We start from the raw sequence: 5,632 nt of genomic DNA on the forward strand, positions 1-5,632 counted from the left end.
CGGTCGGTGCCGAACAGGTGCTCGCCGCCGGGCGCCGTCGCCGGGATGAAGGTCTCCAGAGGGTCGTGCGGGGCGATGAGCGGCGCGAAGATGGCGGCGGCGACGATGACCACCAAGAAGATGAGGGCGGAGCGGGAGCTCCAGGGCAGTGCCTTGAACCGGATTCCCGGCGCGCTCAGGCGTTCAGCGAGTTTGCTGCGCATGGGTCAGACCGTCCTGATTCGGGGGTTGATGAGCAGGTAGAGCAGGTCGACGGCGATATTTACCAGGACGAAGGTGACAGAGATGGTCAGGACCACGCCCTGGACCAGGTTGACGTCCAGATTGGTGATGCCGTTGAGGATCAGCTGACCCATGCCCGGCAGCGCGAAGATCATTTCAATCACGACGGCGCCCCCGAGCAGGTAGCCGATCCGCAGGCCCAGTACGGTCACTGGCGTGACCAGGGCGTTGCGGAGCACGTTCTTGGAGACCACTTCGCGGTAGGGAACGCCGTTACCGATCGCGGTGCGGACGTAGTCCCGGTCCAGTTCTTCGACCATGGACGTGCGGACCACCCGGATCAGCGACGCCGAGACCGGGATTCCTAGCGCCAGGGCGGGCAGCGCCATCGAGTTGAGCCACCCGCCGAAGCCCGACTCCGGCGTCGCAATGCCGCCCGAAGGGAACAGGGGAGCGCTGCCGAGGGCAAGCCACTGGATGAGCAGGATGCCCAGCCAGAAGGACGGGGTAGCGACGGCCGCGATTGAGAAGACACGCACCAGTTGGTCCTGCCATTTGTCCCGGTACAGTGCGCCGACGATGCCGAAGGCGAGCGACAGGACGATGGCGATCAGGACGCCGAGGAAGGTGAGCTGAAGGGTCAGCGGGAAAGCCGTGCCGATCATGGCCGCCACCGATTTCGCCGGCGGAGTGGTCACGCCGAGGTCCAGCTGGAGCAGCTTGCCGAGGAAGCGGAAGTATTGCAGGACAAGGGGATCGTTAAGCCCGTTGTTCTGGCGGTATTGTTCTTTGRCATCCTCGCTGGCGCCGTCGCCGAGCGCGCTGCTGGCCTGGTCCCCGGGCGCCGCTTGCAGGACGAGGAAGACCAGCAGGGTGATGCCCAGGACCATTAGTGGCAGTGCGGCGAGCCTGCGGCCGAGCAGACGCAATATGGTGACCAATGTTGTCTCCGGAATTCTTGGGGTGTTGGCGCAGTGTCGGCTGCGTCAACGGGCAGGGCGGGAAGGTGGAGGCGCTGACGGGGGAACAGCGCCTCCACCTAGTTCGGGGTGGCCTGAATCAGGCCGTGCGGCCGACGCCGACGAAGGAAACCCCGGTGGTGGGAAGCGGTTTGAATCCGCTGAGCTTCTTCGCGTCCCAAGCGCTGGGGAGCTGGCGGTGGAAGATCGGGTAGAGCGGGAGCTCCTCGGAGACGAGATCCACGATATCGCCGGTGAGCTTCTTGGCGTCAGCCGGGGCGGACTGGCCTGCCTTGGCCATCAGGTCCACGAGCTTGGCGCGCTCCGGGGTGGCGGCCCAGTAGGCGCGGCCCTTCATCCAGGTGTCCCCGGCGTAGAACCAGCTCAGCAGCAGGTCCGCGTCGTTGCCAAACACGGAAGGATCTCCCGGGGCCGCGACGACGGAGAAGTCCGCCTTGCCGACGCGGTCGCTGTACAAGGCGCCGGACTGCAGGTTCTTGAGGCTGACCTTGACGCCCGGGATCTTGTTCCAGGATTCGAGCATCAGCGGGGCAACGTCCTTGACCCAGGCGGTGTCGGTGGTCAGGAGCTCGAATTCGAGGTTCGTCACGCCCGCCTGCTTGAGCAGGTCAGCCGCCTTCTGGGGGTCGTAGCCGTAGACGTTCTTGGCCTTGACGTAGTCCGGGTGCCCCTCCTGGAAGTAGGAACTGGCGGCCTTGGCGTTGCCGAACAGGGCCTTCTTAATGATGGAGTCCTTGTCCAGGCCGTAGTGCAGGGCCTGGCGGACCAGCTTGTTGTCGAAGGGGGCCTTGGCACAGTTGAACATCAGGAACAGCATCCCGAAGGACTGCACGGATTCCACTGTGGCCTTGGACTTCAGTCCGTCCATATCCAGGTACGGGACGTCTTCCATGGCCTGCACGCGGCCGGACTGCATGGCGGTGACGCGGGCGGCAGCGTCGGAGAGCAGCAGCCAGGTCATGCCCTTGGCGAGGGCGGGCATCGGTCCGTTGTAGTCAGCGTTCGCCTCGAACACGATCTTGTCGTCCTTGACGGCGGAGATCAGCTTGTAGGGACCGCTGCCGACGGGCTTGGCATCGAAAGCCTTGAGCTGGTCGGAGCCGACGGGGAAGTTGGTGAGGGCCTTGGGCACGATCTTCACGACGGAGATGCGCTGGGAGAACGCGGGGAAGGCGTAGAGCAAGGAGAACTCGACGGTTTTCGGGTCGAGGGCTTTGACGTCCTTGATGAACGGGATGAACTGGGAGAAGAGGGACTTGTTGGCCGGGTCCATGACGCGGGTGAACGAGAATACGACGTCGTCGGCGGTGACCGGGGTGCCGTTGTGGAACTTGGCGCCGTCGCGGAGCGTAACCTGATAGGTGGTGGCGTTGACCATCTTCGGGTCCGCGGCGGCCAGCGCGTTGTAGGCCGCCCGGGTCGCCGGGTGCAGCTCCACGAGGCCCTCGAAGACATGCAGGTTGGCTGCCTGCGGCGTGGCCCCGGAGGAGGACAGGGGATCGAAGCCGGTCGACAGCGCGTAGGAGATGCCGGCCTCGATGGTGAGGTCCTTGTTGATCGGGGCCGTGGTCCCGCCCGCGCCCGTGGTGGTCGCGGCAGGGGCGCCACAGGCGGCCAAGGAGCTGGCGAACGCCGCCGCGGCCCCCATGGCACCGGTCAGCTTGAGGAAGCTCCGGCGGCTGGCATCAGTGGCCAGCGGCAGGTTCTTGATGGTCTTGCTCATATGATGCCTCACCATTCCAGTCTGTATATCGGATGTAGGACGTCCGATGCTCGTAGAGAAACTGTAAGGGGCGTCACAGCAACTCGTCAAGCGGCCCTTGGTAGGCGAGACCGACGACCGTCCGACGGTAGACATCCGATATCCTCTGTCCAGTCCATCGGGGCAAGAAGGAGATCCATCATGTCGCTCATCGTCGGCGCATATCCCGCCCAAAATCCGGGCCCACTGCAGCGTCAGTTCTTCGAACAACTAGGTCGAATCCCGTCGATCCGCGGACTCGAGCTTCCGTACCGGGCGGAGGGCGGTGATTCCTGGCCGGCCGGGGCTCCCGCTGCGTGGTCGGTGGTGGTGACATCGATTCCGGGAACCATGCAGCGCTCGGCCCTGGATGAGCAGTTCGGTCTGGCCTCGAGGGACCCGGGCGGACGCCGGGCGGCCCTGGACTTCGTTGCCGGGATGCGGGACTACGTGGCCGCCCTCGTAGACTCCGGCCACAGGGTCGAAGCCGTCGAGCTGCACTCCGCCCCGCCGCTTTACGCGTCGTCGGACGCCTTCGCGGATTCCCTCAATGAGGTACTCGACTGGGACTGGCACGGCGCCGGGATCGTCGTCGAACACTGCGACGCACCACGGCTCGGGAGCGCTCCGGAGAAGGGATTCCTCTCATTCGAGGAGGAAGTCCAGGTGGTCCGGCGGCTCGGGGACCAGGGCCGGAAGGGCATCACAGTCCTGGTCAACTGGGCCCGGTCGGTTATCGAAACCGGCCGGAGTCGTACCGCGGCGGACCATCTCAGGTACGCCCGCGAGGCGGGTGTGCTCGGCGGTCTCATGTTCTCCGGCTGCTCGCCCGAAACGACGGAGTTCGGCTACCCGTGGATAGATGCCCACCTTCCCGCCGTCGAGGTTCAGGGCGCCCCGGCGAGTTCCCTGCTCAACGGCGGCGAGATCACCCGCTGTCTCCGCGCAGCCGGTGAAGTGCCGATCACAGGGTTCAAGATCGGCCTTCCGCAGGACGCGGTGTCTCCCGCGGAGCGCGTCGAGCGGCTGCGGCAAATGTGCACGTTGGTCACCGACGCGGCCCGGGCATGCGGCGACACCCACGGGGTCTACCCCTCCGCCACCTGAACCGCGCCCGTTGCCATGTCGAAATGGAATGTCCGCCCGAGCCGCACCTCCGTGGACCCCACGGCCGCAGTCACGCTGAACGTAACGGTGAGGGCACCCCGGGCCACTTCCTGCTCCGTGAGCGTGTAGGTCGGGGTGAAATAGAGGGCTTCCTCGCCGGCGGAAAGGTCGGCCGGCGGGAATGCCCCGGCTCCCGGACCGGCCAACCGGACAGCCTTTGCCGCCCTYGCGCCTTCATTGCGGACCCGTCCGGTGAAGGCAAGAATGTCGCCCGGCTTATAGCCGGGGACGATGGGCCCGTAGTTCAGATCCTGTGCTTCCCTGGTCCCCAGGATCTGGACCGCATCCGGTGAATAGCCTTGGCCGATTTCCTTCCAGGTTTGGACTCCCCAGTCGCCGGCATCCGACGCCATGACATGGGATTCACCGGCATCCTGCCAGTTCGAGGGCCGGCCGGGGGTGATGGAGCGTAGTTCCATGTGGAACTCCAAGCCGGCCTCGGCGCCGGTCGGCGGGACATCCGTCGGGGCCGAGGGCCCCGCGGAAAGCTGCTCTGCCAGCTGCTCGGCCGGGACGGAAACAAAGACAATTTCGCGGTACCCCTGCCGCTCATACAAGACCCCGATGTTGCCGTCCGGCAGCCGTGTCGCGGTCGAATACGCGGAGCTTCCCGGACAAATGCAGAGCTTGGCGGGCCAGGTCAGCCCGTTGTCGGGGGAGAGGCTGAGGACCGTGTTGCGGCGCAGCCGCTCGTCCTGGTTGTTCGTGGCAAGGAGCCAGGACCCGGTGGGCTCCGAGGCGAAGGTCGTTAGTGCAGGCATGCCGTCGAAACGCCCCAGCGAACCGTTGTCGCTTGGATCCGGCAGGTCCTCAACCGGAAGCAATGGGCTCCAGCTCTGGCCGCCGTCGTCCGATACGGCCGCAAGCCGCCGGGGAGTGGCCCGGCTATGCAGGAGCAGGCGGCCGTCCGCGAGGACGGCCACCTTGTTCTCATTCGGACCGATGCCGTCCGGCCCGGCTCCGATGAGGTTCCCGAGCGTCCAGTTCTCGCCGTGGTCACCGCTGTACGCGGAAGCTGCCATTATCTCGCCGCCGACCAGGACCACGAACTGCTGCACCAGCCGGCCCCGGAACGGCCCGGCATGAATTTGGACGCCCTGCCCGGCCGCGGCGAAGATCCCGGTGATCTGCGGATCTTCCGTGCCGCCGGTGGCCGGACGCACCTTCAGTTGCCCGGTGATCCGCCGATGCCGCCAAGTCACGCCGTCGTCATCGGAGAAGCTGATATCGCAGTGCTGGACGTCATCCTCGGGGTGCAGCCCCGCCCGGGCCTCGAAGAAACCGGCCCGCGTCCCGGCTGCATGGAACATGAAAATCCGGCCGGTGTCGGCGTCGACCAGAAGGCTCGGGTCACCGAAGCCGTTAAGTCCGACTCCGGTGCGCACCACCTGCTGGCTGCCCCAGGTCCGTCCGCTGTCCGTGCTGCGGCGCAGCAGGAGATCGATCGGGCTGGGCAGGTCGTCCAGGTTGGGACGACCGTCGTAGGCAGCCAGCACCGTGCCCCGCATGGACACYGCCAGAG

At 66.1% G+C, this 5,632-nt stretch carries 4 protein-coding genes and 1 pseudogene; 1 reads left to right on the forward strand and 4 read right to left on the reverse strand.

What is annotated here, in order from left to right:
• From AB4Y86_RS10625 to AB4Y86_RS10635, 3 genes and pseudogenes are all read right to left on the reverse strand, one after another.
• Nucleotides 1–203 (reverse strand): annotated as a pseudogene (locus AB4Y86_RS10625) (hypothetical protein); the annotation flags it as partial.
• A 3-nt stretch (nt 204–206) separates the two neighbouring features.
• Nucleotides 207–1,163 carry an ABC transporter permease gene (locus AB4Y86_RS10630; protein WP_441402201.1) on the reverse strand — a complete coding sequence of 319 codons (957 nt, stop codon included), beginning with the start codon at nt 1,161–1,163 and terminating at the stop codon, nt 207–209.
• Between the two features lie 118 nt (nt 1,164–1,281).
• Entirely contained in the window at nt 1,282–2,925 is a 1,644-nt protein-coding gene (locus tag AB4Y86_RS10635; protein WP_441402202.1) for an ABC transporter substrate-binding protein, read from the reverse strand.
• A 180-nt stretch (nt 2,926–3,105) separates the two neighbouring features.
• On the opposite strand from AB4Y86_RS10635, the gene AB4Y86_RS10640 reads away from it, so the two are divergent.
• On the forward strand, nt 3,106–4,050 hold the full coding sequence (locus AB4Y86_RS10640; RefSeq protein WP_441402203.1) for a DUF4862 family protein: 945 nt from the start codon (nt 3,106–3,108) through the stop codon (nt 4,048–4,050).
• Here the strand turns inward: AB4Y86_RS10640 and AB4Y86_RS10645 are convergent.
• Nucleotides 4,032–5,632: sialidase family protein (locus AB4Y86_RS10645; RefSeq protein ID WP_441402204.1), on the reverse strand; the 1,601-nt coding region annotated here is incomplete at its 5' end. The two genes, AB4Y86_RS10640 and AB4Y86_RS10645, sit on opposite strands and share 19 nt — an antisense overlap.

The organism is Arthrobacter sp. 2YAF22_2, from assembly GCF_052114645.1.
In the GTDB taxonomy this organism is placed as follows: Bacteria; Actinomycetota; Actinomycetes; order Actinomycetales; family Micrococcaceae; genus Arthrobacter.